Genomic DNA, 23,643 nt, shown 5'->3' on the forward strand with positions numbered 1-23,643 from the left:
GAAAAATCTGACAACATGTTTTTGAAAGCGCTTTAAAAAAAGGGGGAGGGTTTACAAATGAAAAACAGATTCAGACGCATGATCCGCTTTTCATGCGCAGCCGTTACAGCCGGTCTGCTGCTGATGTCTTCATCTCCGGCATCTGCCGCGTTTTGGGGGGCATCAAATGAATTGCTGCACGATCCGACAATGGCGAAGGAAGGAAACACGTGGTACGCTTTCGGAACCGGTTTGGAAGGGGAGAGGGGGCTTCGCGTCTTAAAGGCGGGCAGCGGCGGCGTATGGACCGTTCAGAAATCAATCTTTACTTCCCCGCTGTCATGGTGGGGCAATTATGTGCCGAATTACGGGCTGAATCAATGGGCCCCCGATGTTCAATATTTTAACGGAAAGTATTGGCTGTATTATGCCGTTTCTTCATTCGGCAAAAATACCTCCGCGATCGGTCTTGCATCATCTGCAAGCCTCAGTTCGGGAAACTGGAAGGACGAAGGGCTCGTCATCCGTTCAACAAGCGCCGATAACTACAATGCAATTGATCCGGAGCTGACAATTGATAAAGACGGAAACCCTTGGCTTGCCTTCGGTTCTTTTTGGAGCGGCATTAAGCTGACAAAGCTTGATAAAAATACAATGAAACCGACGGGATCACTTTATTCCATCGCTGCCAGACCGAATAACGGCGGAGCTTTGGAAGCGCCGGCCATCACCTACCAGAACGGCTACTATTACTTAATGGTGTCGTTTGATAAATGCTGTTCAGGCGTGAATAGTACGTACAAAATCGCTTATGGAAGATCCAAAAGCATCACCGGCCCATATCTCGATAAAAGCGGGAAAAGCATGTCAGAAGGCGGAGGGACGATTCTTGACTCCGGCAATGACCGCTGGAAAGGCCCGGGCGGTCAAGACATTGTGAACGGGAATATTTTAGTGCGTCATGCGTATGATGCCGAAAACAGCGGAATTCCGAAGATGCTCATCAATGATATCGATTGGAGTTCAGGCTGGCCTTCCTATTAATTGATCAGCCGGGCATGTGTGTCCGGCTTTTTTACTTGCAATAAAAGATTGACAGTTTGATTCCTCCTTAACTATAATAAAATTGTTCGTACAAATAAAAGGATAGAAGTTTTGTTATTTATATTCGTACGTATATTTTTAAGAATGCAAGCGCTTTATTTTGATAGGAAGGGGAAATGAATGTGCTTCAGAACAAAGAATATGAATTTTGGTTTGTAACGGGAAGCCAGCACTTATACGGAGAGGAAACGCTGCAGCTTGTCGATAAACACGCAAAGGGAATATGTGACGGCCTCAGCGGGGTGTCATCAAGATACAAGATCAGGCATAAACCGGTTGTCACGTCATCTGAAACGATCAGAGAGGTTTTGCGGGAAGCGCAGTATCAAGAAAACTGTGCCGGGGTCGTGACATGGATGCATACATTTTCCCCTGCGAAAATGTGGATTGAAGGTCTTTCCGCTTTTCAAAAGCCGATGCTTCATCTGCATACCCAATATCACCGCGACATCCCGTGGGAAACGATTGATATGGACTTTATGAACAGCAACCAATCCGCTCACGGAGACCGGGAATACGGGTATATCCAGTCAAGAATGGGGCAGACGAGAAAAGTCATCGCAGGCTATTGGGATGATGAGGAAGTCAAACATGACATTTCGCAATGGATGAACACTGCTGCCGCCTGGAATGAAAGCAGGAATATTAAAGTAGCCCGGTTTGGCGACAATATGCGGAATGTGGCGGTTACTGACGGAGACAAAGTCGGCGCCCACATCCAATTCGGCTGGCAGGTTGACGGGTACGGAATCGGCGATCTTACCGAGGTGATGAACAACGTCACCGACGGAGAAATTGAGGCGCTTTATGAGGAATACGACAAATTGTATGTCATCAGCGACGAAACAAAACGGGATGAAGCAAAAGTTGCTTCCATTAAAGAACAGGCGAAAATTGAACTCGGATTAACGGCCTTTCTCGAACGGGGCGGATATACAGCGTTTTCGACCTCGTTTGAAGTTTTGCACGGAATGAAGCAGCTTCCGGGTCTTGCCGTTCAGCGTCTCATGGAAAAAGGGTACGGATTTGCCGGCGAAGGCGATTGGAAAACGGCTGCCCTTGTGCGAATGATGAAAATAATGGCGGACGGAGAACAAACCTCCTTCATGGAAGATTATACGTACCATTTTGAACCGGGGCGTGCGATGATTCTCGGATCACATATGCTTGAAGTATGTCCGACGATCGCCCTTGATCAGCCGAAAATCGAAGTCCATCCTCTCTCAATCGGAGGGAAGGAAGATCCGGCCCGGTTGGTCTTTAACGGAATCGGCGGTTCAGCCATCATCGCCAGCATCATTGATATCGGTGGGCGATTCCGTCTCATTCTGAATGAAGCGGAAGGCAGGGAAATTGATCATGATATGCCGAATCTCCCTGTGGCGCGGGTGCTGTGGAAGCCGGAGCCATCACTGAAAACAGCTGCGGAAGCATGGATTTTGGCGGGAGGCGCCCATCATACCTGTATGTCCTTCCGGCTTACGGCTGAACAGATGCTTGACTGGGCTGAGATGGCAGGCATTGAAAGCATCTTTATTTCCCGCAATACCGAAATTCATGAGCTGAAAAAAGAGCTGAAATGGAATGACGTATTATACCGGTTGGGAGGGAATTGATATGGCGTATACGATTGGTGTTGATTTCGGCACATTGTCCGGCCGGGCGGTGCTTGTCAATGTCCGCACGGGCGAAGAAATCGCGTCTGCGGTAAAAGAATATACTCATGCTGTCATTGACCGCACGCTGCCGAAGACGGGTGAAAAACTCCCTCGGGACTGGGCGCTTCAGCATCCTGCCGATTATATCGAAGTTCTGGAAACGGCGATTCCGAACCTGCTTCAAGAGGCGGGCGCTGATCCAAAAGACGTGATCGGCATAGGAATTGATTTTACCGCCTGCACGATTTTGCCGATAGACGGTGCGGGGCAGCCGCTTTGTATGCTGCCGGAATTTGAACGGGAGCCCCACAGTTATGTGAAGCTGTGGAAGCATCATGCGGCTCAAAAACATGCAGACCGTTTGAACACGATTGCCGAAGACACAAAAGAAACATTCCTTAAAAGATACGGCGGTAAAATTTCTTCTGAATGGATGATCCCGAAAATCATGCAAATCGCGGAAGAAGCGCCGCATATATACAAGGCGGCAGATCGGATTGTGGAAGCGGCAGACTGGATCGTCTATCAATTGTGCGGTTCATTGAAGCGAAGCAACTGCACGGCCGGCTACAAAGCAATCTGGAATGAGGAGACGGGGTATCCGCCGGATCATTTTTTTGAAAAGCTCAACCCGTTAATGAAAACGATTACAAAAGATAAATTAAGCGGAACCATTTATTCAGTCGGGGAAAAGGCAGGAGGTTTGACCGAAAAAATGGCGGAGCTGACCGGGCTTCTGCCGGGGACGGCCGTTGCCGTCGCCAATGTCGACGCTCACGTGTCAGTGCCCGCGGTCGGTATTACAGAGCCGGGGAAAATGCTGATGATCATGGGAACGTCCACCTGCCATGTACTGCTCGGCGAGGAAGAACATATCGTTCCCGGTATGTGCGGAGTCGTCAATAACGGCATCTTGCCCGGATATGCGGGATATGAAGCGGGACAGTCCTGTGTCGGCGACCACTTTGAATGGTTCGTCAAAACGTGTGTTCCGAGAGACTATGAGAAGGAAGCTGAGGATAAACAGATAGACATTCACGAGCTGCTCAGCAAAAAAGCAGCTGAACTTGTTCCGGGGGAAAGCGGCCTTCTCGCGCTTGACTGGTGGAACGGAAACCGGTCAACCTTGGTGGACGCCGATTTGACGGGCATGATGCTCGGCATGACGCTGCACACGAAGCCGGAAGAAATCTACAGGGCATTGATTGAAGCGACGGCGTTCGGAACGAGGATGATTATCGAAACGTTTCGGGAAAACGGCGTTCCGGTCGAGGAGCTTTACGCAGCCGGAGGAATCGCCGAAAAAAATCCGTTTGTCATGCAGATTTATGCAGACGTCACAAATATGGACATTCAATTATCCGGGTCTCCGCAGGCGCCGGCACTGGGCTCCGCGATTTTCGGAGCGCTCGCCGCGGGACGGGAAAACGGGGGATACTCCAATATTGCTGAAGCATGTGCGCATATGGGGAAATTAAAAGACGGCTCTTATGTCCCGGATCGAAAAAGAGCTGAGATTTATGACAGCTTATATGCGGAATATAAAGAGCTCGTTCACTACTTCGGCAAAGAAAACAATGTCATGAAACGCCTGAAAGCCATTAAAAACCGTGATTTTGCGAAAGGGGGGAGCCGCCATGCTTGAAGCGTTAAAAGAAGAAGTGCTCGCTGCCAATCTGAAGCTTGAGGAACATAACCTTGTCACGTTTACATGGGGGAATGTCAGCGGCATTGACAGAGAGAGCGGGAGAATCGTCATTAAACCGAGCGGTGTCGATTACAGTGAGCTGACCGCTGACAAACTGGTCGTCCTGAATGAGGACGGAGACATTCTCGAAGGCTCGCTGAAACCGTCTTCTGACACGCCGACCCATCTTTATCTGTATAAAGCGTTTCCGTCTATCGGCGGAATCGTTCATACGCACTCCCGCTGGGCGACGAGCTGGGCACAGTCCGGAAGAGACATACCCGCTCTCGGAACGACTCACGCGGATTACTTTGAAAGCGCTATACCCTGCACGAGGGAAATGTATGAAGAAGAAATTGTGAAAGATTACGAATATCATACAGGCAAAGTCATAGCCGAAACCTTTCAAAACGAACCGTATGAACAAAATCCGGGTGTCCTCGTCCACAGCCACGGCCCGTTCTGCTGGGGAACGGATGCGCTGAATGCCCTGCATAACGCCGTTGTGCTCGAAACGGTAGCGGAAATGGCCTACCATTCGCTTATGCTGAACAAACAGCTCAGTCCGATCGACAGAGTGCTGCATGATAAGCATTTTTACAGAAAACACGGGGCGAATGCTTATTATGGCCAAACTTGACGCAGCCGGGTTTCTGATTGATTTAGACGGAACCGTATTCAGGGGGCGGGAGCTGATTGACGGCGCAAAAGAAGCCGTTCATACCCTTCAGTCACTGGGCAAAGCCGTTGTCTTTTTAAGCAACCGCGGCAATCTATCAAGAGCAATGTGCCGAAAGAAACTGCTGGGTGCCGGTATCCGCACGGATGAACGGAGCATCGTGCTGTCCTCCAGTGTGACGGCATCATTTTTAAAGAAGCATTATCCTTTGTCAAAGGCGTGGGTGTTAGGAGAAAAAGGGCTGACTGATGAACTCGCTTTAGCGGGTGTCGCCCTGGCGCAAAACCCGCAGGCGGCAGACTGGCTTGTCATCTCCCTGCATGAAACCGTCACCTATGAGGATCTGAATCTCGCTTTTAAGGCGGCTTCCTCCGGCGCGCGCATCATCGCCACGAACCGGGACCGCTCCTTTCCGAATGAAGGCGGCCATGCCATGGATGTCGCGGGAATGATCGGGGCCATTGAAGCATCCGCCGGAGCAAAAACGGAGCTTGTCATCGGCAAACCGTCTTGGCTGATGGCTGAGGCGGCATGTGAAGCGCTCGGACTTCCCCCTGAGGAATGCGCCATTATCGGAGACAGCCTCGAATCAGATATCGCAATGGGCAGCCTGTACGGGATGAAAAGCGTATTGGTTCTGACGGGGTCGGCCAAACTTGGGGAGCCCCGTCTATATGAACCTGACATCGTCCTTGATTCTATTAAAGACCTGACAGAATTAGCGAAGGAGGGAATCCTTTCATGAAACGTTCTCCTGAGGACATTCAATCCGAGTTTGACAAGGAAGGGGCCAGCCGCTCACCGATTCAAATAGAAGATATCGTGATCGGGGCGAATGCAAAAGAAGAGCTTCTCAGATTTCTGCAAAAAAAATGCTGGAATCATCCGGTCATCGTCTGTGACCGGAACACGTACGAGGCGGCGGGGCGTCTGCTTGCGGACGAATTGAGAGCAGGCGGGATCAAAGCGTCAAAAGTCATCATTCCGGAGCATGAAGCCGGGGCCGCCGCGGCTGATGAGAGGACATTGGTCTATACGCTGATCAATCTCGCGGAAGAGACGGATGTCATCATTGCGGCCGGTTCAGGAACGATTCACGACATTACGCGGTTTGCCGCCTACCAGCGCGGATTGCCGTTTATCTCATTCCCCACCGCTCCGTCAGTCGACGGTTTTACGTCGGCGGGAGCGCCGCTCATATTAAACGGTATCAAAACGACGATTCAAACGAAAGCGCCGATCGCCTTATTTGCGGATACGAATGTATTAAAAGAAGCGCCCCGTTCAATGACAGCCGCGGGCTTCGGAGACATGCTCGGAAAAATAACATCGCTGGCAGATTGGGAGATTTCCCGCAGGCTTGCGGGTGAGCCGTACTCAGAAGCCGGGGCGAAGCTTGTGAAAGACGCGCTTTGGCAGTGCATTGATCACCGCGCTGCCATTGCCATGGGAACGGAGGCCGGCATTCAGATGCTGATGGAAGCGCTGATCGTTTCGGGTCTTGTCATGCTTGCGCTTGACCACTCCCGCCCCGCCTCAGGAGGAGAACATCACATCTCGCATTGGATTGAGATGGAAATGCTGAAGGCAAAACAGCCTCCGATTCTCCATGGTGCGAAGGTCGGCTGTGCGTGCGCGGTGCTGAGTGATATTTACAAAGAACTGGCTTGTCACGAAAAGCTTGCTGAACTGCCGCCGCACTTTCGCGAGGCGATTCAATCTGCATATGAAGGGCTTCCCGACGGCAAGACAATTGCCGGGTGGCTCGCATCTGCGGGAGGTCCCGCCTGTTTCGATGAGATCGGTGTAAAACAGGACCTTGTCAGCGATGCGCTTAAGCATGCGCACACACTGAGAGACCGTTATACCGGTTTAACCATCATAAATGAAAATGCAGCGCTCTTTGCACATCATTTGCATCAATAGCCGCACGGCCTAAAGTGGAAGGGGTAATGACATGAAAAAAACGACCGCTGTATGTTTGGTGCTGATGATGCTCTTCTTGTTTACCGCCGGCTGTTCACAAGAACGGACTGCCGGCCGGCCGGGAGAAACGGAGCTGACGTTTTGGACGTTTAACGGTCTGCACGAACAGTTTTATCAGGAGATGGTCAAAGAATGGAATCAGAAATATCCGGATCGCAAAATCAAGCTGAATACCGTTGTTTATCCTTATGGACAAATGCATGATAATTTATCGGTTTCACTGATCGCGGGTGAGGGGCTTCCCGATATAGCAGACGTGGAATTAAGCCGGTTCTCGAACTTTCTGAAGGGTAAGGATATCCCGCTTGCCGATCTGACGCCGCTGATTGAAAAAGACCGCGATAAGTTTGTGGAAGCGCGTCTGGCATTGTACAGCAAAAACGGAAAATTGTACGGCCTTGATACACATGTGGGGACGACCGTCATGTTTTACAACATGGATATCATGAAAAAAGCGGGCGTTGATCCCGCCTCCATTAAGACATGGGAAGATTACCGGCGGGCAGGGAAAAAAGTGCGTGAAGCCGCTGGAAAACCGATGGGAACGGTTGAAACAAACGACTCCGCCACATTCCTATCCATGATTTCGCAGCAAGGGTCAGGCTACTACAGCAAAAACAGAAAATTGATTCTGAACAGCAAGACGAATACAGACACACTGAATTATGTAAAGGACATGGTAAATGATAAAACCCTTCTGCCGGCTCCCGGCGGCGGCCATCACAGCGAAGAATACTACGGTTTTATGAATCAGGGCGGGGCAGCCTCAGTGCTGATGCCTATTTGGTACATGGGACGGTTTATCGATTATATGCCTGATTTAAAAGGAAAAATGGCGATTTACCCTATGCCGGCCTGGAAAGAAGGCGGTGACAGATCAGCGGGTTTAGGCGGAACAGCCACCGTCGTGCCGAAGCAGGCTGAACATCTGAAGCTCGCGAAAGAATTTCTCGGTTTTGCGAAAGGTTCGAAGGAAGGGAATATAAAGCTTTGGACGGTGCTCGGCTTTGACCCGCTCCGCTGGGACGTGTGGGATTCAAAAGAATTGAAGGAGAAAAACAAGTACACGGATTTCTTCCGGAACGGTACGTCAATTTTTTCCTCGCTCCTTGAAATAAAAGATGAGATCAATCCGATTTATCTGCATGAAGACTTCTCTAAAGCGGCTGATCTCGTTGTCAGACAAGTGCTGTTCGATGCGCTGAAGACGCAGGAAAAAACACCTAAGGAAGCCTTGGACGAGGCGGCAGAGCAATTAGAGAAATAGGAGAAGCCGCCCTATTTAACAGTGAAAGCGGGGGAGCTTTTATGAGACCTGTAAAGACAGAGACAGCGCAAACCGTTTCTGCAGTCCGGAAGAAGCCGCGCCGGCGCAATGTGCTGTATTCAAAAAAAGCGGCGCCTTATCTTTTTACGGCGCCATTTATCATTTCGTTTCTCGTTTTCTTTTTGTATCCGATTATCAGCGTGTTTATCATGAGCTTTCAGCGGATACTGCCGGGAGAAATTACATTTGTCGGGTTTTCCAATTATACCGCTCTTCTTAATCCAACCTTTTATACGGCATTATTTAACACATTGGAATATACCTTCTGGACGCTGATCGTGCTGATTCCGGTGCCGCTTCTTTTGGCGGTGATTCTGAATTCGAAGCTCGTCAGGTTCAGAAATGTGTTTAAATCGGCTCTGTTTGTACCGGCTTTAACATCGACGATCGTAGCGGGGATTATTTTCCGTCTGATGTTCGGAGAAATGAATACGTCGCTTGCAAACGAGCTGATGATGAAGCTTGGCGCATCACCCCAAAACTGGCTCAACAACAAAGGTACCGGCATGTTTTTAATGGTGCTGCTTGCGTCATGGAGGTGGATGGGGATTAACATTCTTTACTTTCTGGCGGGATTGCAAAACGTGCCGAAAGAATTGTATGAAGCGGCTGAAATTGACGGGGCGAGCACGTGGAAAAAGTTCCGGCATATTACCCTTCCATTTTTAAAGCCGGTGTCCGTTTATGTGTTAACGATCAGTATTATCGGCGGTTTCAGAATGTTTGAGGAAAGCTATGTGCTTTGGCAGAATAATTCCCCGGGCAATATCGGCCTCACGCTTGTCGGTTATTTATATCAGCAGGGGCTTGCATACAACGAAATGGGGTACGGGGCCGCAATCGGAATTGTCCTTTTGCTTGTCATCTTACTAGTCAGTCTTGTTTCACTGAAACTGTCCGGTTCGTTTAAAGGGGAGGGATAAGCGGTGCGTAACAATCACATGTTTTCCGTGTACAGAGTCGCGTTTACCTTGTTTTTTATCATGCTGAGCCTGTTGTATATCTTTCCGATGATCTGTCTATTGCTCGGTTCTTTAAAGCCGTCATCTGAGCTGATGCGTATCGGGCTGAATCTGCGCCTTGATCCGGATGTGATGAGCCTTGATAACTACACCTATTTGTTCAACGGGGGGAGCATTTATTTCAAATGGTTTTTTAACAGCCTGCTGCTCGGCGTTCTCACCACGGTTCTCACGCTGTTTTTTTCCTCTTTGATCGGCTACGGACTCGGTGTCTACGAATTTAAAGGCAGAAATATTATTTTCGTTCTTGTGCTGATCATTATGATGGTGCCTCTTGAAGTGATGATGCTCCCGTTGTTCAAATTGACGGTGGGTCTTCATTTGATCGATTCTTATACGGGAGTGATTCTGCCGTTTATTGTGTCACCTGTCGCCGTGTTCTTTTTCCGGCAATATGCGCTCGGACTTCCGAAGGATCTGCTTGATTCAGCGAGAATGGACGGCTGCACCGAATTCGGCATTTTTTTCAGAATTATGGCGCCGCTCATGAAACCGGCATTCGGGGCAATGATCATTCTTCAATCTTTAAACAGCTGGAATAACTTTTTATGGCCGCTGATCGTGCTTCGGTCGAAAGAAATGTTTACGCTTCCAATCGGACTTTCAGGGCTGCTGAGTCCGTACGGCAACAACTATGACATGCTGATTTCCGGGTCCGTTTTTGCGATACTGCCGGTGATCATCATATTCTTGTTTTTCCAAAAATACTTCATTTCCGGCCTCACAGTAGGCGGAGTGAAGGGATAGAGAGAGGGAGGAAATATAATGAAAAAAGCGGGGATTACAGCAGATAAAGAATATATCATCGGTGAAGTGGACAAACGGATGTACGGATCATTTATAGAACATATGGGCCGGGCGGTGTATGAAGGCATTTATGAGCCCGGACACCCGAAAGCCGACAAGGACGGCTTCAGAACAGACGTGCAGGAGTTAATCAAGGAATTGCAAGTGCCGTTCATCCGCTATCCGGGAGGGAATTTTCTCTCGGGCTACAATTGGGAAGACGGCGTCGGGCCGGTGAAGGACCGCCCGCGGAGGCTAGATTTGGCATGGCAGACGACAGAAACGAACGAAGTAGGGACGAATGAATTTTTAACGTGGGCGAAAAAAGTGAACGCCGAAGTGAATATGGCGGTCAATCTCGGGACGAGAGGGATCGATGCCGCCCGGAACCTCGTCGAATACTGCAACCATCCTGAAGGGTCATACTGGAGCGACTTACGAAAATCGCACGGATATGAAAAACCTTACAGCATCAAAACATGGTGCTTAGGAAATGAGATGGACGGTCCTTGGCAGATCGGTCATAAAACGGCGCATGAATACGGACGGCTCGCCGCTGAAACGGCAAAGGTGATGAAATGGACGGACCCGACGATCGAATTGGTGGCTTGCGGAAGCTCAAACAGCGGCATGCCGTCCTTCATTGAGTGGGAGGCCGAGGTGCTTGAGCATACGTACGAGCATGTGGATTACATCTCACTGCATACGTATTACGGCAACCATGAAAATGATCTTGAGAACTATTTGGCGAAGTCGATGGATTTAGACCATTTTATTAAATCCGTCACAGCCGTATGTGATTATATGAAAGCGAAAAAACGCAGCAAAAAAACGATTCACCTTTCTTTAGATGAATGGAATGTGTGGTATCACTCAAATGAAGCGGATAAAAAAGTGGAGCCATGGATTACGGCCCGGCCGATTCTCGAAGACATCTACAATTTTGAAGATGCGCTGTTGATCGGTTCACTGCTGATTACGATGCTGCAGCATGCGGACAGACTAAAGATCGCCTGTCTCGCCCAGCTTGTCAACGTAATTGCGCCTATTATGACTGAAAAGGGCGGAGAAGCATGGAGACAGCCGATCTTTTACCCTTACATGCACGCCTCTGTCTACGGGAGAGGGACTTCGATGAAGCTGCTGATTACCTCCCCGAAATACGACTCGGCGGACTTTACGGATGTGCCGTATGTTGATGCCGCGGCCGTTTACCGCGAAGAGGATGAAGCCCTGACCATTTTTGCCGTCAACAAAAGCAAGGAACTGATGGAAACGGAGATCAAGCTGAGAGGGTTTGAAGATTACCGCATCATTGAGCATATCGTGCTGGAGCATCAGGATATGAAAGCGACCAATCAAAAAAACAGAAAAGAAGTCACGCCTCACTCAAACGGAACGTCTTCGGCAAATGCTGAAGGGATAACGGCTCATTTTACTCCGCTGTCCTGGAATGTCATCCGTTTATCAGGCAAATAATGTTCCGAAAAGCCGGGCTGCGCCGCCGGCTTTTTTTTACGCAAAAATCATCTCCCGTTATCTGATAATTGTGATAATATTTAGAAAAAGAGAAAAGGGGCTGGGATTAAATGAATGCGATTACAATCGTCATAGCGTCTATATGTATTTTGGCGATCGCCTATCGGCTTTACGGTACCTTTATGATGGTCAAAGTATTAAAAATCAATGATCAGACACCGACTCCGGCCCATGTGCTTGAGGATGGGAAAGATTATGTGCCGACGAATAAGTGGGTGTCATTCGGCCACCACTTCGCGGCAATCGCCGCTGCCGGCCCGCTTGTCGGACCAATTCTGGCAGCTCAGTTCGGCTATCTGCCCGGGCTTTTATGGCTGTTAATCGGGGCGGTGATCGGAGGAGCCGTGCACGATATTGTCGTATTGTTTGCATCAATGCGGAAAAACGGGAAAACGCTTTCTGAAGTCGCCAAAGAAGAGCTTGGCCCGGTGGCGGGCTTTTGCACGGGTCTTTCCATGCTGTTTATCATTACGATCACGATGGCGGGGCTGTCCATGGTTGTGCTGCACGCGCTTGAGAAAAACCCGTGGGGAACGTTTGCGGTGGGGATTACGATTCCGATCGCGATGGGGGTCGGCGTCTACTATAAAAAAACGGGCAATCTCAAACTCGCATCAACTGTCGGGTTTCTTTTGTTAATGGCCGGTGTTGTCATCGGGCCGCGGCTGCAGACAACGGCTCTCGGGGACATGCTGACACTGGATGCGAAAACGCTTGCAGTGGCGCTTCCTGTTTATGCGTTTTTCGCCGCGGCGCTTCCGGTTTGGCTTTTGCTGGCTCCGCGTGACTATTTAAGCAGTTTTATGAAAATCGGGGTTTTTGCCGCTTTGATCGCAGGCGTCTTTTTCGTCAATCCCGCCATTAAATTTCCGGCCGTAACGGAGTTTATTCACGGCGGAGGGCCGGTGATCGCGGGTCCTGTCTGGCCGTTTATTTCAATAACGATTGCCTGCGGCGCCATTTCGGGCTTTCATGCATTTGTCGGTTCCGGCACAACGCCGAAAATGCTGGATAAATGGAGTGATATAAAGCCGGTTGCTTTCGGAGCAATGCTTGTGGAATGTCTCGTTGGAATTATGGCGCTCATTGCAGCTGCCGCTCTTGAGCCCGCCGACTATTTTGCTATAAACAGCACGCCTGAAATATTCCGCACCCTCGGGATGAATGTCGTCCATCTGCCTGAATTGAGTAAAGAAATCGGGCTCAGTCTGGAAGGAAGAACGGGCGGCGCTGTTACGCTTGCCGTCGGAATGACGTATATCTTTACGGAGATTCCGTTTTTCAGTCATTTGGCTTCATACTTTTTTCAATTCGTCATTATGTTTGAAGCGGTGTTTATTTTAACGGCGATTGATGCGGGAACCCGTGTCGCCCGGTACTTGATTCAAGAGTTTTTCGGAGAGGTCTATAAGCCGCTGAAAAAAACAGACTGGCTGCCGGGCTCGATTTTCTCAAGCGCGCTCGCCTGCCTGCTGTGGGGCTATCTTCTGTATTCGGGCGACATCAGCTCCATTTGGGCGCTGTTCGGCGTATCCAATCAGCTTATGGCGTCTGTCGGCTTAATTATCGGTGCGACCGTCGTATTAAAAATAGCGGATAAGCGGCGCTATATGCTGACATGCCTGATTCCTCTCGCTTATTTGTACGTGACCGTCAACTATGCGGGTTATTGGATAGTGCGGTATGTGTATTTGAACCCCGAAGCGGCGGGATACAACGTGCTGAATGGCGTTTTATCCATTATCATGCTCATTCTCGGGCTTGTGATTATCATTGCGGCTGTGAAAAAATGGGCGAATGTATGGCGTGATCCGAGTGCCAGACTGGAAGCTTCAATACCCGGATAAATCCGCGGCCGTCCGAATATTGCAGCATCATAAAAAAAGCAGAGAGCCGATCGGTCTCTCTGCTTTCATCTTATGACAAATCCGCCGCTTCCAAAAGGTAATCCGCCAAATGAACCGCGCGGACACGGCCTGTTAATCCTTCGCGTAAAATGCCGAGCTGCATTTGCAGAAGGCATCCGGGATTGGCTGTCACGATGACGGCCGCCTCCGTTTTTCCGGCGGCTTTCATCTTACTGTCTAATATTTTCATAGACATCTCCGACTCTGTTATATTATAAATTCCCGCCGACCCGCAGCAGCTGTCGGCCTTTTCCATTTCTCTGTACTCAGCCCCTTTAATGCTTTTCAAAAGCGTGCGCGGTTCCTCTGACGTATGCATCACATTGCGGAGATGGCAGGAGTCCTGATATGTGACGATATGAGGAGACTGCGCCCGCAGGTTTTTTTGATGGAACTTCAGATCAACCAGTACGGATGAAAAGTCTTTGAGCTTCCGGACGAATTGTCCGGCACGTTCCGCCCATCCAGGTTCATCTTTCAGTAAATGCGGATATTCCTGAAGAAAGGCGCCGCATCCGCCGGCGTTTGTAATGATATAATCAGCGTCAAGCGCCTCAAAAGCCGCGATATTCCGCTTGGCCAGTTCTTTTCCCATCTCTTTTTCTCCGCTGTGCCCGTGAAGCGCGCCGCAGCACGCCTGGCCGTCCGGAACCGCGATTTCACACCCGGCCGCCTGTAAAAGCGCCGTTGTCGCATGATTTGTCGCTAAAAACATCGTATCCATTAAGCAGCCCGAGAAAAAAGCGGCCCGTTTTTGGACGGGACCCGCGGCAGGAAGAAAACGCGGCCTTTCCTTCATGTCTTTCCGTTTCGGGGCGGGCGGGAGCACTTGTTCCATTGTGCGCAGATGTTCAGGCAAAACGCGCAGCATACCGGTTTTTCTGACGGCGGTCTGCAGTCCCGATCTTTGGTATATTCCGAGAAGATTCACGGCTGTCTGCATGCGGTTTTGATGAGGGAAAAGCCCGGTGAAGGCGGCTTTCCGCAAGAGGCGCACGCCCGGCTTATGTTTTTTATTTTGATGAATGATATCCCTCGCTTCTTCAAGCAGCTGTCCGTAATTGACCCCTGCCGGACAAATGGGCTCGCATGCCCGGCATCCGAGACACAGCGAAAGTGAGCGCTCGACATCTTCATCCGGCTCGATCAGTCCGTCAGTGACGGCTTTCATCAGGGCGATCCGGCCGCGCGGCGAATGGGATTCTTGAAATCCCGATTCGATATAGGTCGGACAGGAAGGAAGGCAGAAGCCGCAGCGCATACAGTTCAGCAATTCACCTTCATCCATGCGGTTTTTGAATTCTGTTTGAATTTGTTGCTGCTCTTTAGCCGTTGTCATTTCATCACCACCACGCGTTTCCTTGATGAATTGGCGAATATTTTTCCCGGATTCAGCAGATTTTGGGGATCAAGCGCTTGTTTGATCGCTTTCATGGCGGTGATGCCTTCTGTTTTCAGCTTCATTTCTAAATACGGCGCTTTTACGATGCCGACCCCGTGTTCACCCGTTATCGTCCCGCCCAGCTCAATCGCTCTTTCAAAAATGGCGGCAAAAGCTTTTTCGACACGTTCCATCTCCTCTGTATTTCGGATATCGGTGGTGCATGTCGGATGGAGGTTGCCGTCTCCGGCATGGCCGAATGTGCAGATGGACAGGCCGTATGTTTCTGCAATCTCGTTAATGGCTTTGACCATGCTGGCAATTTGTGATCTCGGCACGGTCGCATCTTCCAGAATCGTTGTCGGTTTCAGCCGGGCAAGGGCTGATAATGCGGACCGTCTGGCCTCTGTAAGCGCGAATGCCTCTTCCTCGGTTTCAGCCGTTTGGACGGATACGGCGGCTCCGTTTTTACAAATCGCTTCGATTTTTTCCATATCTCGTCTGACCGTTTCGGTGTCACCGTCCTGTTCGATCAGCAGCACCGCTTTTGCGTCGGTCGGAAGCCCGATCTTGGCGTAATCTTCAATGACCTGCAGTGTCGGCTGATCCAGAAATTCGAGTGTCGCCGGAATGATTTTTTCAGCGATGATGGCAGAAACCGATTCCGCAGCCGCTTCAATATGTTCATAGAGTGCAAGCAGCGTTTTTTTCGTTTCCGGCTTCGGAACCAGCTTTAAAGTCGCTTCCGTCACAACGCCGAGCGTCCCTTCTGATCCGACGAAAAGCCGGGTCAGATCATAACCGGCGACATCCTTTGTCAGCTTTCCTCCTGTGCGGATGATATCGCCTGAAGCCAATACGGCTTCAAGGCCGAGGACATAATCCCGGGTGACGCCGTACTTCAAACCGCGCAGCCCGCCGGAATTTTCATTAATATTCCCGCCGATTGTCGATATTTTCATGCTGCTCGGATCAGGCGGATAAAATAAACCTTTTTGTTCAACCGCACGGATCATATCTTGCGTAATCACGCCCGGCTGGACGGTTGCCGTCAAATTTTCTTCATCGATTTCAAGAATGCGGTTCATATGTTTGAATAAAAGCACAAGCCCGCCTTCAGACGGACATGTGCCGCCGCACAAGTTTGTGCCTGAACCCCTCGGCACGATCGGAATGTCATGCCTGCTGCAAATCGTTAATATACGGGACACGTCATCCGCGCTGCGGGGGGCGATTACCGCATCCGGCATGGCTTGCAGCTGAGGAGCCGCATCATAAGAATACACAAGACGGCCCGCCGCCGAATCATCATAATTCTCCTTCCCGACCGTCCGGATGAACGCTTCTTTTGCCTCTCGTGAAATCATGTTCTCCCAACCTCCCTGATAAGAAAAGCGTTTTCATTTAATTGTAAAGAAAAACGATTCCGCACACTATGGAGAAACATATGAAAAATGTTGATATGATTACGTGCTTTTTGTATGTTGATCTAAAAAGCGCAGCGCCAAATAAAAAGCCGCTATGTCTTCAGGGCGGTCCAGCTTCATATTTGTCAGTGATTCCAGTTTGGAAAGACGGTAGCGCAATGTGTTGATATGAATATGCATGTCGTCGGCGGTGCGCTTTAACGATAATTGCCGGTCGAAAAAGGCGCGCAGCGTATCCAGAAGTTCTTCCCGGCCGAGTACATGCTCGAGAACCCGCCGTGAAAATTCCGACCTCGTGCGGGGTGTGATATCGGCAAGACACATATCCAGTTTTAAATCTTCTTCAAAGACGGCCTGCTTGTCACCGATTCCGGCTGAAAGTGCTTTATCTGCCTGTTCGTATGATTCCGTGAGGCGCTCTCCCGGAACGATCCGTCCGATGCCGGCGGTGACAGGCAGCCCAAAAACGGCGCCGATCTTTTTAATGAGCTGTGTTTTGGAAGCCGAATTTGCTTCATGATTAATGAGAATGCGTTCATTTCCCCAGCGGACAAACAGGTCTTCAGGGCATTCGTACTGCCAGAGCCGCCCGAGCTCCTCCGCTTTATATTGCTCATAACGGCCTTGAATGAGTATGATCCGGCGGTATGCGTGAAGGTCTGCGCCGATGAGCTTTGCTTTTTCTAAAAAGCCCGGAGACCATTCTTTCAGCTGCAGCCAATCAACCATAAAGGATTCAAGCATTCTCGCACGCCACTGCGCTTCTTCCATATGGCGCGTTTCTTTAATAAACAGCTCCGTCATTTTTCTGAGCAATTCTCCGAAAGGCAGGATATCGTCAGGGTCTCCTGTCAGGCCGAATACTCCGATCACTTCATGGCCTGAAAAAACGGGGAGATTCAGTCCTGCTTTTACGCCCTCGAGCCGTTTTTCATCTTCTTTCGTAATGATGACATTCCGTTTTTCGCGCGCGCAGATCAGTGCGCCTTCATGAAACCATCCGGCGCGCGCCTCGTTGGTGCCCGCGATGATCATCCCTTTTGTATCGGCAATAATCACTTCGCGGCTGTACATATGTTTGACTTCGGCAATCAATTTCTTTGCCAGTTCCGGCTGTAACTGCATGGCGATCCCCCTCGCCATTATTATACAAAAAAAACCGGGTGTCCCATCACCCGGTTCATGCTTATTGCGCAGGTTTTAATCCGCCTTCAAGTGTTTTGAGCATTTCATTTTTTTCTGAGTCCGACGCATGCTGCCAAAGAACTTCGAATAAGACGCCGAGGCCCGGAAGCATTTTTTCTTCACCGCTTTGGATGGCGTCAACGATCGTATGCTCCAGCTGATCCTGGTTATTGCCGGTTACATTGGCAATAACGGCGTTGCGTAAATTAAGATCCATTACAACCGCTCCTTTTTCTGAATGTGATACGCATATTCTTACCGCGCACGCGGTTTATTATGTGCTGTTCTTAAGATATAATAACAACATGCATGAAAAAAGGAGAGCACAGACATAAAGTGAAACGAATCGACTCTGCAAAAAACCAAAAAGTGAAGGACTGGAAAAAACTTCACACAAAAAAAGAGAGACTTAAAACGAATACATTTCTGATAGAAGGAGAGCATCTGGCAGAAGAAGCGCTCAAATCAAAGGGAACGGTAAAAGAAATTCTCGTAAACGATGAGAGCGCCATCCCGGCCGATCTGGACATGAGCATTCCGTGCTACGTGCTGAGCGAAGACGCGTTTTCAGCCGTGACGGAAACAGAAACGCCGCAGCGGATCGCCGCGGTCTGCCATATGCCGGATAGGCAGCCTGATCAGCTGAAGCGGCTGCTTCTGATTGATGCCGTGCAGGACCCGGGGAATTTAGGAACAATGATCAGAACGGCAGATGCGGCGGGAATCGACGCCGTTGTCCTTGGTGAGGGAACAGCAGACCCGTACAATGGAAAAACGCTGCGTTCAGCACAAGGATCTCATTTTCATATTCCCATTTTGAAACGTCCGCTTGATGAGTTCACCGCTGAGCTGAAATCACAAGGCGTCACGATCTACGGCACGGCGCTTGAAAACGGTGCGGCTTATCAAAGCGTGAAGCCTGAAGAATCGTTCGCGTTAATCGTCGGGAACGAGGGGGCGGGAGTGGACGCCGGCCTTCTGCAAAAAACCGATCTCAACCTGTACGTTCCGCTGTACGGACAGGCGGAATCGCTGAATGTGGCGGTAGCGGCCGCCATCCTCATTTATCATCTCAGAGGATAGGTTGCGAAAAGCCTTGGATTTCACTATAATAGATAGCAATAATGTAAAAACCGTGACAGAGGACGTCAATTTTTGCACACACTGCCTTCCAGGGAGAAAATGCCGCTGACTGAGAGCATTTTTATCGCAGCACAAAAATTGATTTTCACCTCTCGAGTTGTCACCGGGACCGCGCCAAACGCGCGTAAAGGTGAACCGGAACGATCGTTTCCGTTATGTCAATGAAGCTGTCGGCAGATGAAGTCTGCCTTAAAAAGGGTGGTACCGCGGCCACAACTCGTCCCTTCTCTCAAGGGGCGGGTTTTTTTGTTTTCTGAAAAAGGCATAGAACGGTTTGGTTTACATAAAAGGAGGATGCATGATGGAAGAGAAGCTTAAACAGCTCGAACTGGAAGCTGCAGAAAAAGTAGAAGCGGCGGGTTCATTAAAAGAAGTTAACGACATTCGGGTGCAATATCTCGGAAAAAAAGGGCCGATTACAGAAGTTCTCCGCGGCATGGGCAAACTGTCCGCCGAAGAGCGCCCGAAAATGGGAGCGCTCGCCAATGAAGTGAGAGAGCGCATTGCAGCAGCCATTACGGCGAAAAATGAACAGCTTGAACAAGAAGAGATGAATAAAAAACTCAGCAGCCAGACGATTGACGTCACATTGCCGGGCAGTCAGGTAAACATCGGCGGACGCCATCCGCTGACGGTCGTTATTGAAGAAATTGAAGATTTATTTATCGGCATGGGATATACCGTCGAAGAAGGCCCTGAAGTGGAAACGGATTATTACAACTTTGAGGCGCTGAACCTGCCGAAGGAACATCCGGCCCGCGACATGCAGGACAGCTTTTACATTACAGAAGAAATGCTGATGAGAACGCAGACGTCACCGGTGCAGACGCGCACGATGGAAAAGCATAAAGGAAAAGGCCCCGTCAAAATCATTTGTCCCGGTAAAGTGTATCGCCGCGACAACGATGACGCGACACATTCCCATCAATTCATGCAGATCGAGGGTCTCGTCGTCGACCGCAAAATCAGCATGAGCGACCTGAAAGGCACGCTTGAATTGGTCGCCAAAAAAATGTTCGGCCAAGATCGTGAAATCAGGCTCCGTCCGAGCTTTTTCCCATTCACAGAGCCTTCTGTCGAGGTGGATGTGACCTGCTTTAAGTGCGGCGGACAAGGCTGCTCCGTCTGCAAAAAAACAGGCTGGATCGAAATTCTCGGCGCCGGCATGGTTCACCCGAACGTGCTGAAGATGGCTGGATTCAATCCTGAGGAATACCAGGGTTTCGCTTTCGGAATGGGTGTGGAACGTATCGCGATGCTGAAATACGGCATTGAAGATATCCGCCATTTCTATACCAATGATGTCAGATTCATTTCGCAGTTTAAACAGGCGTAAGAGGAGGATACACATGTTTGTTTCTTATAAATGGTTAGAAGATTACGTTGACTTGCAGGGAATCGACCCGGCCGTGCTTGCAGAAAAAATTACGAGAGCCGGTATTGAAGTTGAGGGTATCGAGTATAAAGGGGAGGGCGTAAAAGGCGTTGTCATCGGACACGTGCTTGAGCGCGAACAGCACCCGAATGCCGACAAACTCAACAAATGCCTTGTTGATATCGGTGCGGAGGAACCCGTGCAGATTATCTGCGGCGCCCCGAATGTTGATAAAGGACAGAAGGTTGCCGTTGCAACGGTCGGAGCCGTGCTTCCCGGCAATTTCAAAATTAAAAAAGCCAAGCTGCGCGGCGAAGCGTCTCACGGCATGATCTGTTCCCTTCAGGAGCTCGGCATTGAAAGCAAGCTCGTGGCGAAAGAATATGCGGAAGGCATTTTCGTTTTTCCGAATGATGCTGAAACGGGAGCTGACGCAATGGCGGCCCTTCAGCTTGATGATGCGATTTTAGAATTGGGCTTAACGCCGAACCGCGCCGACGCGATGAACATGCTTGGCGTGGCTTATGAAGTTGCGGCTATCCTCGGCGCAGAGGTAAAGCTTCCGGAGGCTTCATATGAAAAAGCGGCAGAAAAAGCGGCGGATGCTGTTTCCGTTAAGGTTGAAGATACGCAGGCCAATCCGCATTATGCCGCAAAAATCATTAAAAACGTCAAAATCGGCCCGTCACCGCTATGGATGCAGACGAAGCTGATGAATGCAGGCATCCGCCCGCATAATAACGTCGTGGACATTACAAACTTCGTCCTCCTTGAGTACGGACAGCCGCTTCACGCTTTCGATTACGACCGGTTCGGTTCAAAAGAGGTCGTCGTCAGAAAAGCGGCGGAAAACGAAACCATCGTAACGCTGGATGAACAAGAGCGCAAGCTGTCAAGCAGCCATTTGGTCATCACAAACGGAAAAAAAGCGCAAGCCGTTGCGGGAGTCATGGGCGGAGCTGAGTCTGAAGTCCGTGAAGACACCACTGCGATTTTACTGGAGGCCGCTTATTTCGACGGACAGACCGTCCGCAAAGCGTCGAGAGACCTCGGATTGAGAAGCGAAGCGAGCGCCAGATATGAAAAAGGCATTGATCCGGCACGCGTTTTGCTGGCGGCTGAACGGGCCTGCAGTCTCATTCAGGCATATGCCGGCGGAGAAGTGCTCTCAGGCACGGTTGAAGAAAACCATCTGAAAATCGAAGCAAACAATATTCACGTGTCTGTTGAAAAAGTGAACGCCGTGCTCGGCATGACAATCGCTAAAGAAGAAATCATCAGCATTTACAAGCGCCTCGGGTTTGCAGTCGGTGAAGCTGAAGACGTTCTCGTCGTAACGGTGCCGTCGCGCCGGGGAGATATTAGAATAGAAGAAGACCTGATTGAAGAAGCGGCGAGATTGTACGGGTATGACAATATTCCATCCACGCTTCCGGAAACGGCCGGCACGACAGGCGGCTTGACACCGTATCAGGCAAAACGCCGGAAAGTGAGACGTTTCCTTGAAGGAGCGGGTCTTTCACAAGCGACCACTTATTCATTAACGAATGATAAAAAAGCGGCCGCTTTTGCGATCGAAAAATCATTCAACACGATGCTTGCTCTGCCGATGAGCGAAGAAAGAAGCATTCTCAGACACAGCCTCGTGCCGAATCTTCTTGAAGCCGTTTCATACAATCTGGCCAGACAGACTGATTCCGTTGCTTTATATGAAACGGGTTCTGTATTTCTGACGAAAGAAGAAAACACAAAACCGGTTGAAAAAGAACGGGTTGCCGGTGCTGTAACCGGATTGTGGCGCAAAAATTTATGGCAGGGTGAGAAAAAGCCGGTTGATTTCTTCGTCGCCAAAGGAATCGTTGAAGGCCTGCTGCATCAATTGAATGTGTCAGACCGTGTTGAATTTGTCCAGTCAGAACGCAAAAACATGCATCCCGGCCGGACGGCAAACATTCTGTTGAACGGTTCGCTTGCCGGATTTATCGGCCAGGTGCATCCGGCAATGGAAAAAGAGCTGGATATCAAAGAAACGTATGTGTTCGAGCTTGATCTGCACGCGCTTCTGACCGAGGAAACAGAACCTGTCGTGTATACGCCGATTCCGAAGTACCCGTCCGTCACGCGCGACATTGCGCTTGTGGCAGATAAAACCGTTACAAGCGGACAGCTTGAAGCCGTGATCAAAGAAGCCGGCGGCGCGCTGCTGAAAGAAGTCACCGTGTTTGATGTGTACGAAGGTGAGCATATGGAAGAAGGCAAAAAATCCGTCGCCTTCTCGCTCCAATATGTTAACCCTGAACAAACATTGACAGAAGAAGAAGTGACAAAAGTTCATGAAAACGTGCTGAAAGCGCTGGAAGAAACGTATCAGGCCGTATTAAGAGGATAAAGAAAAAGCTTGCAGATCACTCTGCAAGCTTTTTTATTATGACCGCTTCCGTTCAACAAGGCGTTTCGCTTTTTGCGTATTGGCAAAATGAAGTTTGGTGAACGTTCTGAGCGCACCTTCTCCCTTATTGATGATCAGCTTGGCGGCAGCTTCATCGACATGCGGCCCCGCGCCTTTCGGAATCGTCATCCCAGCCTCACGGGAAAGCTTATCCATTTCAATTAAGAAAGAATATCGCGCAATGATAGAGGCTGCGGCGACGGAAAGATGTATGCTTTCCGCTTTCGTGCTGAAAAACGTTTTTTCTTTTACGATATCCCGTCCGGAAAGATGCTTAAAATAAATGCCGGGCTCTGCGAATTGGTCAATCAGAATCGCTTCCGGTTTAACGCCGTTCATTTTTCTCAGCAGATTGGAAATCGCCTGATTATGAAGGAGCGCCTTCATTTTTCCTTGGCTCATGCCTTTTTCCTGCATCTGATTGTATTTTTCGTTTTTTAACACAAGCAGGCTGTAAGGAATGGTTCTAATTAACAGTTTGGCGATTTCAATAATCTGCGGATCTTTTAAATCCTTCGAATCCTTCACACCGAGTTCTTTCATTAAAGAAAGCTTTGATTTGTCGGCGTAAGCGCAGGCAACCGTTATCGGCCCGAAGTAATCGCCTGTTCCGACTTCATCAGAGCCGATCACTGACATGGAGGCAATGCCCGCCGGGGGAGCGTAGAGCGGGTCGGCCGCTTTTTTGACGGTTTTCTTTGCTTTCGGCGCCTCAGCCGTTCCCCAGCGGGCCGCTTCTGTGCCGGCGTTTTTTCCTTGAAAGAGAACCTTGCCCGAGCGGTAGGCTGTAATGGTACAGCCCGGAGGCTTAGCCTGGAAGACGGCGCCCTTCGGAACGGCGGGAGTAAGGGAGCCGGCATAGGATTGTTTCATTTGTTCCATAGCGGAAGCGGATACTTTTATAACAGAATGGGACACGATATAATCTCCTTTTTTGGCACTTTTCACTGTATATACCAGTGTATCATAACAGCCCGAGGCTCGTCTTTCCATTCAAACGATAATCGTG

Annotated in this window: 19 protein-coding genes; 14 read left to right on the forward strand and 5 right to left on the reverse strand. The window is 49.8% G+C overall.

Features of this window, described 5'->3' with window-relative positions; genetic code table 11:
- Nucleotides 1–57: 57 nt before the first annotated feature.
- The 11 genes from abnA (at nt 58) to cstA (ending at nt 13,614) form a co-directional block, all read left to right on the forward strand.
- On the forward strand, nt 58–1,023 hold the full coding sequence (gene abnA / locus AC3WTF_RS04715) for an arabinan endo-1,5-alpha-L-arabinosidase AbnA (RefSeq protein WP_032866550.1): 966 nt from the start codon (nt 58–60) through the stop codon (nt 1,021–1,023).
- A 182-nt stretch (nt 1,024–1,205) separates the two neighbouring features.
- Nucleotides 1,206–2,699, forward strand: coding sequence for an L-arabinose isomerase (gene araA / locus AC3WTF_RS04720; protein ID WP_032866712.1), 1,494 nt, complete (start codon nt 1,206–1,208; stop codon nt 2,697–2,699).
- Between the two features lies 1 nt (nt 2,700).
- Nucleotides 2,701–4,386, forward strand: coding sequence for a ribulokinase (araB, locus tag AC3WTF_RS04725; RefSeq protein ID WP_129003179.1), 1,686 nt, complete (start codon nt 2,701–2,703; stop codon nt 4,384–4,386).
- Nucleotides 4,379–5,068 (forward strand): L-ribulose-5-phosphate 4-epimerase, encoded by a 690-nt coding sequence (araD, locus tag AC3WTF_RS04730; protein WP_020956179.1) that lies wholly within the window; start codon nt 4,379–4,381, stop codon nt 5,066–5,068. Before araB ends, araD begins: the two co-directional genes overlap by 8 nt.
- Nucleotides 5,046–5,852, forward strand: a complete 807-nt coding sequence (araL, locus tag AC3WTF_RS04735; RefSeq protein WP_372385790.1) for a sugar-phosphatase AraL — start codon at nt 5,046–5,048, stop codon at nt 5,850–5,852. Before araD ends, araL begins: the two co-directional genes overlap by 23 nt.
- Complete coding sequence (locus tag AC3WTF_RS04740; protein ID WP_047936010.1) at nt 5,849–7,033, forward strand: sn-glycerol-1-phosphate dehydrogenase; 1,185 nt, start codon at nt 5,849–5,851, stop codon at nt 7,031–7,033. Before araL ends, AC3WTF_RS04740 begins: the two co-directional genes overlap by 4 nt.
- Before the next feature lie 31 nt (nt 7,034–7,064).
- Complete coding sequence (gene araN, locus AC3WTF_RS04745) at nt 7,065–8,360, forward strand: arabinooligosaccharides ABC transporter substrate-binding protein AraN (protein WP_047936009.1); 1,296 nt, start codon at nt 7,065–7,067, stop codon at nt 8,358–8,360.
- 41 nt (nt 8,361–8,401) lie between these two features.
- Nucleotides 8,402–9,343: an arabinooligosaccharides ABC transporter permease AraP gene (gene araP, locus AC3WTF_RS04750; protein ID WP_007408105.1), complete on the forward strand. Its 942-nt coding sequence runs from the start codon at nt 8,402–8,404 to the stop codon at nt 9,341–9,343.
- An 18-nt stretch (nt 9,344–9,361) separates the two neighbouring features.
- Nucleotides 9,362–10,189 carry an arabinooligosaccharides ABC transporter permease AraQ gene (araQ, locus tag AC3WTF_RS04755; RefSeq protein ID WP_007612991.1) on the forward strand — a complete coding sequence of 276 codons (828 nt, stop codon included), beginning with the start codon at nt 9,362–9,364 and terminating at the stop codon, nt 10,187–10,189.
- Nucleotides 10,190–10,207: 18 nt separating this feature from the next.
- Entirely contained in the window at nt 10,208–11,707 is a 1,500-nt protein-coding gene (gene arfA / locus AC3WTF_RS04760) for an arabinosylfuranosidase ArfA (RefSeq protein WP_047936007.1), read from the forward strand.
- A gap of 110 nt (nt 11,708–11,817) precedes the next feature.
- Nucleotides 11,818–13,614 (forward strand): carbon starvation protein CstA, encoded by a 1,797-nt coding sequence (gene cstA, locus AC3WTF_RS04765; protein ID WP_047936005.1) that lies wholly within the window; start codon nt 11,818–11,820, stop codon nt 13,612–13,614.
- Nucleotides 13,615–13,684: 70 nt separating this feature from the next.
- Here cstA and AC3WTF_RS04770 read toward each other — a convergent pair whose 3' ends face one another.
- From AC3WTF_RS04770 to sspI, 4 genes are all read right to left on the reverse strand, one after another.
- Nucleotides 13,685–15,013, reverse strand: coding sequence for a (Fe-S)-binding protein (locus AC3WTF_RS04770; protein ID WP_492314202.1), 1,329 nt, complete (start codon nt 15,011–15,013; stop codon nt 13,685–13,687).
- Nucleotides 15,010–16,422, reverse strand: coding sequence for a glycolate oxidase subunit GlcD (gene glcD / locus AC3WTF_RS04775; protein ID WP_492314203.1), 1,413 nt, complete (start codon nt 16,420–16,422; stop codon nt 15,010–15,012). The genes AC3WTF_RS04770 and glcD overlap by 4 nt, the downstream gene beginning before the upstream one ends.
- Before the next feature lie 99 nt (nt 16,423–16,521).
- Entirely contained in the window at nt 16,522–17,607 is a 1,086-nt protein-coding gene (locus tag AC3WTF_RS04780) for a CdaR family transcriptional regulator (RefSeq protein ID WP_020956173.1), read from the reverse strand.
- 61 nt (nt 17,608–17,668) lie between these two features.
- Nucleotides 17,669–17,884, reverse strand: a complete 216-nt coding sequence (gene sspI, locus AC3WTF_RS04785; protein WP_003152527.1) for a small acid-soluble spore protein SspI — start codon at nt 17,882–17,884, stop codon at nt 17,669–17,671.
- A 119-nt stretch (nt 17,885–18,003) separates the two neighbouring features.
- On the opposite strand from sspI, the gene AC3WTF_RS04790 reads away from it, so the two are divergent.
- From AC3WTF_RS04790 to pheT, 3 genes are all read left to right on the forward strand, one after another.
- Nucleotides 18,004–18,750, forward strand: coding sequence for a TrmH family RNA methyltransferase (locus AC3WTF_RS04790; RefSeq protein ID WP_020956172.1), 747 nt, complete (start codon nt 18,004–18,006; stop codon nt 18,748–18,750).
- A 361-nt stretch (nt 18,751–19,111) separates the two neighbouring features.
- Nucleotides 19,112–20,146 carry a phenylalanine--tRNA ligase subunit alpha gene (pheS, locus tag AC3WTF_RS04795; protein ID WP_003152530.1) on the forward strand — a complete coding sequence of 345 codons (1,035 nt, stop codon included), beginning with the start codon at nt 19,112–19,114 and terminating at the stop codon, nt 20,144–20,146.
- A gap of 13 nt (nt 20,147–20,159) precedes the next feature.
- Nucleotides 20,160–22,574: a phenylalanine--tRNA ligase subunit beta gene (gene pheT, locus AC3WTF_RS04800; RefSeq protein ID WP_012118137.1), complete on the forward strand. Its 2,415-nt coding sequence runs from the start codon at nt 20,160–20,162 to the stop codon at nt 22,572–22,574.
- Nucleotides 22,575–22,610: 36 nt separating this feature from the next.
- On the opposite strand, the gene rnhC is transcribed toward pheT, so the two are convergent.
- Nucleotides 22,611–23,552, reverse strand: coding sequence for a ribonuclease HIII (gene rnhC / locus AC3WTF_RS04805; RefSeq protein ID WP_492314204.1), 942 nt, complete (start codon nt 23,550–23,552; stop codon nt 22,611–22,613).
- Nucleotides 23,553–23,643: the final 91 nt, after the last annotated feature.

It is taken from the genome of Bacillus sp. EB106-06-01-XG163 (assembly GCF_058791615.1).

What these genes read in the sequence shown, in the direction of transcription:
- abnA (WP_032866550.1), top strand. Translation starts at nt 58, where the DNA reads ATGAAAAACAGATTCAGACGCATGATCCGCTTTTCATGCGCAGCCGTT.
- araB (WP_129003179.1), top strand. Translation starts at nt 2,701, where the DNA reads ATGGCGTATACGATTGGTGTTGATTTCGGCACATTGTCCGGCCGGGCG.
- araD (WP_020956179.1), top strand. Translation starts at nt 4,379, where the DNA reads ATGCTTGAAGCGTTAAAAGAAGAAGTGCTCGCTGCCAATCTGAAGCTT.
- araL (WP_372385790.1), top strand. Translation starts at nt 5,046, where the DNA reads ATGCTTATTATGGCCAAACTTGACGCAGCCGGGTTTCTGATTGATTTA.
- AC3WTF_RS04740 (WP_047936010.1), top strand. Translation starts at nt 5,849, where the DNA reads ATGAAACGTTCTCCTGAGGACATTCAATCCGAGTTTGACAAGGAAGGG.
- araN (WP_047936009.1), top strand. Translation starts at nt 7,065, where the DNA reads ATGAAAAAAACGACCGCTGTATGTTTGGTGCTGATGATGCTCTTCTTG.
- araP (WP_007408105.1), top strand. Translation starts at nt 8,402, where the DNA reads ATGAGACCTGTAAAGACAGAGACAGCGCAAACCGTTTCTGCAGTCCGG.
- araQ (WP_007612991.1), top strand. Translation starts at nt 9,362, where the DNA reads ATGTTTTCCGTGTACAGAGTCGCGTTTACCTTGTTTTTTATCATGCTG.
- arfA (WP_047936007.1), top strand. Translation starts at nt 10,208, where the DNA reads ATGAAAAAAGCGGGGATTACAGCAGATAAAGAATATATCATCGGTGAA.
- cstA (WP_047936005.1), top strand. Translation starts at nt 11,818, where the DNA reads ATGAATGCGATTACAATCGTCATAGCGTCTATATGTATTTTGGCGATC.
- AC3WTF_RS04770 (WP_492314202.1), bottom strand. Translation starts at nt 15,013, where the DNA reads ATGACAACGGCTAAAGAGCAGCAACAAATTCAAACAGAATTCAAAAAC.
- glcD (WP_492314203.1), bottom strand. Translation starts at nt 16,422, where the DNA reads ATGATTTCACGAGAGGCAAAAGAAGCGTTCATCCGGACGGTCGGGAAG.
- AC3WTF_RS04780 (WP_020956173.1), bottom strand. Translation starts at nt 17,607, where the DNA reads ATGCAGTTACAGCCGGAACTGGCAAAGAAATTGATTGCCGAAGTCAAA.
- sspI (WP_003152527.1), bottom strand. Translation starts at nt 17,884, where the DNA reads ATGGATCTTAATTTACGCAACGCCGTTATTGCCAATGTAACCGGCAAT.
- pheS (WP_003152530.1), top strand. Translation starts at nt 19,112, where the DNA reads ATGGAAGAGAAGCTTAAACAGCTCGAACTGGAAGCTGCAGAAAAAGTA.
- pheT (WP_012118137.1), top strand. Translation starts at nt 20,160, where the DNA reads ATGTTTGTTTCTTATAAATGGTTAGAAGATTACGTTGACTTGCAGGGA.